The organism is Streptococcus pseudopneumoniae (assembly GCF_001072375.1).
Taxonomy (GTDB): domain Bacteria; phylum Bacillota; class Bacilli; order Lactobacillales; family Streptococcaceae; genus Streptococcus; species Streptococcus pseudopneumoniae_L.
Genome location: NZ_JVKV01000106.1, coordinates 1 through 5,134 on the forward strand (window position 1 = coordinate 1; position 5,134 = coordinate 5,134).

Sequence of the window (5,134 nt, forward strand, 5' to 3'; positions counted from 1 at the left end):
GCTGTGATATACTAATATAGTTGTCACTTGAGAGAAGTGAGTGACAAAGACCTTTGAAAACTGAACAAGACGAACCAATGTGCAGGGCACTACAACTAAGGTTGTAGTACTGAACAATGAAAAAACAATAAATCTGTCAGTGACAGAAATGAGTGAGAACTCAAACTTTTAATGAGAGTTTGATCCTGGCTCAGGACGAACGCTGGCGGCGTGCCTAATACATGCAAGTAGAACGCTGAAGGAGGAGCTTGCTTCTCCGGATGAGTTGCGAACGGGTGAGTAACGCGTAGGTAACCTGCCTGGTAGCGGGGGATAACTATTGGAAACGATAGCTAATACCGCATAACAGTAGATATTGCATGATATCTGCTTGAAAGGTGCAATTGCATCACTACCAGATGGACCTGCGTTGTATTAGCTAGTTGGTGGGGTAACGGCTCACCAAGGCGACGATACATAGCCGACCTGAGAGGGTGATCGGCCACACTGGGACTGAGACACGGCCCAGACTCCTACGGGAGGCAGCAGTAGGGAATCTTCGGCAATGGACGGAAGTCTGACCGAGCAACGCCGCGTGAGTGAAGAAGGTTTTCGGATCGTAAAGCTCTGTTGTAAGAGAAGAACGAGTGTGAGAGTGGAAAGTTCACACTGTGACGGTATCTTACCAGAAAGGGACGGCTAACTACGTGCCAGCAGCCGCGGTAATACGTAGGTCCCGAGCGTTGTCCGGATTTATTGGGCGTAAAGCGAGCGCAGGCGGTTAGATAAGTCTGAAGTTAAAGGCTGTGGCTTAACCATAGTACGCTTTGGAAACTGTTTAACTTGAGTGCAAGAGGGGAGAGTGGAATTCCATGTGTAGCGGTGAAATGCGTAGATATATGGAGGAACACCGGTGGCGAAAGCGGCTCTCTGGCTTGTAACTGACGCTGAGGCTCGAAAGCGTGGGGAGCAAACAGGATTAGATACCCTGGTAGTCCACGCCGTAAACGATGAGTGCTAGGTGTTAGACCCTTTCCGGGGTTTAGTGCCGCAGCTAACGCATTAAGCACTCCGCCTGGGGAGTACGACCGCAAGGTTGAAACTCAAAGGAATTGACGGGGGCCCGCACAAGCGGTGGAGCATGTGGTTTAATTCGAAGCAACGCGAAGAACCTTACCAGGTCTTGACATCCCTCTGACCGCTCTAGAGATAGAGTTTTCCTTCGGGACAGAGGTGACAGGTGGTGCATGGTTGTCGTCAGCTCGTGTCGTGAGATGTTGGGTTAAGTCCCGCAACGAGCGCAACCCCTATTGTTAGTTGCCATCATTCAGTTGGGCACTCTAGCGAGACTGCCGGTAATAAACCGGAGGAAGGTGGGGATGACGTCAAATCATCATGCCCCTTATGACCTGGGCTACACACGTGCTACAATGGCTGGTACAACGAGTCGCAAGTCGGTGACGGCAAGCTAATCTCTTAAAGCCAGTCTCAGTTCGGATTGTAGGCTGCAACTCGCCTACATGAAGTCGGAATCGCTAGTAATCGCGGATCAGCACGCCGCGGTGAATACGTTCCCGGGCCTTGTACACACCGCCCGTCACACCACGAGAGTTTGTAACACCCGAAGTCGGTGAGGTAACCTTTTAGGAGCCAGCCGCCTAAGGTGGGATAGATGATTGGGGTGAAGTCGTAACAAGGTAGCCGTATCGGAAGGTGCGGCTGGATCACCTCCTTTCTAAGGATAAGGAAAACACATTGGTCTTGTTTAGTCTTGAGAGGTCTTGTGGGGCCTTAGCTCAGCTGGGAGAGCGCCTGCTTTGCACGCAGGAGGTCAGCGGTTCGATCCCGCTAGGCTCCATTGGTGAGAGATCACCAAGTAATGCACATTGAAAATTGAATATCTATATCAAATAGTAACAAGAAAATAAACCGAAACGCTGTAGTATTAAAAGAGTTTATGACTGAAAGGTCAGAAAATAAGGTTAAGTTAATAAGGGCGCACGGTGGATGCCTTGGCACTAGGAGCCGAAGAAGGACGTGACAAACGACGATATGCCTTGGGTAGCTGTAAGTAAGCGATGATCCAGGGATTTCCGAATGGGGGAACCCAACAGGTACTACCTGTTACCCATATCTGTTAAGGATGTGAGGAGGAAGACGCAGTGAACTGAAACATCTAAGTAGCTGCAGGAAGAGAAAGCAAAAGCGATTGCCTTAGTAGCGGCGAGCGAAACGGCAGAAGGGCAAACCGAAGAGTTTACTCTTCGGGGTTGTAGGACTGCAATGTGGACTCAAAGATTATAGAAGAATGGTTTGGGAAAATCAGCCAAAGAGAGTGATAGCCTCGTATTCAAAATAGTCTTTGTACCTAGCAGTATCCTGAGTACGGCGGGACACGTGAAATCCCGTCGGAATCTGGGAGGACCATCTCCCAACCCTAAATACTCCCTAGTGACCGATAGTGAACCAGTACCGTGAGGGAAAGGTGAAAAGCACCCCGGGAGGGGAGTGAAATAGAACCTGAAACCGTGTGCCTACAACAAGTTCGAGCCCGTTAATGGGTGAGAGCGTGCCTTTTGTAGAATGAACCGGCGAGTTACGATATGATGCGAGGTTAAGTTGAAGAGACGGAGCCGTAGGGAAACCGAGTCTGAATAGGGCGCATTAGTATCATGTCGTAGACCCGAAACCATGTGACCTACCCATGAGCAGGTTGAAGGTGCGGTAAGACGCACTGGAGGACCGAACCAGGGCACGTTGAAAAGTGCTTGGATGACTTGTGGGTAGCGGAGAAATTCCAAACGAACTTGGAGATAGCTGGTTCTCTCCGAAATAGCTTTAGGGCTAGCGTCGACATTAGAGATTCTTGGAGGTAGAGCACTGTTTGGGTGAGGGGTCCATCCCGGATTACCAATCTCAGATAAACTCCGAATGCCAATGAATTATGGTCGGCAGTCAGACTGCGAGTGCTAAGATCCGTAGTCGAAAGGGAAACAGCCCAGACCACCAGCTAAGGTCCCAAAATAATTGTTAAGTGGAAAAGGATGTGGGGTTGCACAGACAACTAGGATGTTAGCTTAGAAGCAGCTATTCATTCAAAGAGTGCGTAATAGCTCACTAGTCGAGTGACCCTGCGCCGAAAATGTACCGGGGCTAAAACAATTTACCGAAGCTGTGGATACCTTTATAGGTATGGTAGGAGAGCGTTCTATGTGTGAAGAAGGTGTACCGTGAGGAGTGCTGGAACGCATAGAAGTGAGAATGCCGGTATGAGTAGCGAAAGACAGGTGAGAATCCTGTCCACCGTAAGACTAAGGTTTCCAGGGGAAGGCTCGTCCGCCCTGGGTTAGTCGGGACCTAAGGAGAGACCGAAAGGTGTATCCGATGGACAACAGGTTGATATTCCTGTACTAGAGTATGTAGTGATGGAGGGACGCAGTAGGCTAACTAAAGCGTGCGAATGGAAGAGCACGTCTAAGCAGTGAGGTGTGATATGAGTCAAATGCTTATATCTATAACATTGAGCTGTGATGGGGAGCGAAGTTTAGTAGCGAAGTTAGTGACGTCACACTGCCAAGAAAAGCTTCTAGCGTTTAAACATACTCTACCCGTACCGCAAACCGACACAGGTAGTCGAGGCGAGTAGCCTCAGGTGAGCGAGAGAACTCTCGTTAAGGAACTCGGCAAAATGACCCCGTAACTTCGGGAGAAGGGGTGCTGACTTTAAGTCAGCCGCAGTGAATAGGCCCAAGCAACTGTTTATCAAAAACACAGCTCTCTGCTAAATCGTAAGATGATGTATAGGGGGTGACGCCTGCCCGGTGCTGGAAGGTTAAGAGGAGTGCTTAGAGGTAACTCGAAGGTATGAATTGAAGCCCCAGTAAACGGCGGCCGTAACTATAACGGTCCTAAGGTAGCGAAATTCCTTGTCGGGTAAGTTCCGACCCGCACGAAAGGCGTAATGATTTGGGCACTGTCTCAACGAGAGACTCGGTGAAATTTTAGTACCTGTGAAGATGCAGGTTACCCGCGACAGGACGGAAAGACCCCATGGAGCTTTACTGCAGTTTGATATTGAGTGTCTGTACCACATGTACAGGATAGGTAGGAGTCTAAGAGATCGGGACGCCAGTTTCGAAGGAGACGCTGTTGGGATACTACCCTTGTGTTATGGCCACTCTAACCCAGATAGGTGATCCCTATCGGAGACAGTGTCTGACGGGCAGTTTGACTGGGGCGGTCGCCTCCTAAAAGGTAACGGAGGCGCCCAAAGGTTCCCTCAGAATGGTTGGAAATCATTCGCAGAGTGTAAAGGTATAAGGGAGCTTGACTGCGAGAGCTACAACTCGAGCAGGGACGAAAGTCGGGCTTAGTGATCCGGTGGTTCCGTATGGAAGGGCCATCGCTCAACGGATAAAAGCTACCCTGGGGATAACAGGCTTATCTCCCCCAAGAGTTCACATCGACGGGGAGGTTTGGCACCTCGATGTCGGCTCGTCGCATCCTGGGGCTGTAGTCGGTCCCAAGGGTTGGGCTGTTCGCCCATTAAAGCGGCACGCGAGCTGGGTTCAGAACGTCGTGAGACAGTTCGGTCCCTATCCGTCGCGGGCGTAGGAAATTTGAGAGGATCTGCTCCTAGTACGAGAGGACCAGAGTGGACTTACCGCTGGTGTACCAGTTGTCTTGCCAAAGGCATCGCTGGGTAGCTATGTAGGGAAGGGATAAACGCTGAAAGCATCTAAGTGTGAAACCCACCTCAAGATGAGATTTCCCATGATTTTATATCAGTAAGAGCCCTGAGAGATGATCAGGTAGATAGGTTAGAAGTGGAAGTGTGGCGACACATGTAGCGGACTAATACTAATAGCTCGAGGACTTATCCAAAGTAACTGAGAATACGAAGTGTGAAGGTTTTCTTGGAATTTGAAAGATATTCAATTTTGAGTAGGTATTACTCAAAGTTAAGTGACGATAGCCTAGGAGATACACCTGTACCCATGCCGAACACAGAAGTTAAGCCCTAGAACGCCGGAAGTAGTTGGGGGTTGCCCCCTGTGAGATAAGGAAGTCGCTTAGCTAAAGGGAGTTTAGCTCAGCTGGGAGAGCATCTGCCTTACAAGCAGAGGGTCAGCGGTTCGATCCCGTTAACTCCCAT

Annotated in this window: 2 tRNA genes and 3 rRNA genes; all 5 read left to right on the top strand. The window is 49.8% G+C overall.

Annotation, left to right across the window (positions count from 1 at the left end):
• Positions 1-167: 167 nt before the first annotated feature.
• Positions 168-1,714 (top strand): 16S ribosomal RNA (locus tag ADH31_RS08745).
• Between the two features lie 50 nt (positions 1,715-1,764).
• Positions 1,765-1,837: transfer RNA gene (locus ADH31_RS08750), tRNA-Ala, on the top strand.
• A gap of 122 nt (positions 1,838-1,959) precedes the next feature.
• Positions 1,960-4,863, top strand: a 23S ribosomal RNA gene (locus ADH31_RS08755).
• Positions 4,864-4,940: 77 nt separating this feature from the next.
• Positions 4,941-5,056, top strand: a 5S ribosomal RNA gene (rrf, locus tag ADH31_RS08760).
• Together the 16S, 23S and 5S rRNA genes with 2 tRNA genes alongside form the textbook arrangement of a ribosomal RNA operon.
• Positions 5,057-5,060: 4 nt before the next feature.
• A tRNA-Val gene (locus tag ADH31_RS08765) sits at positions 5,061-5,133 on the top strand.
• Position 5,134 lies beyond the last annotated feature (1 nt).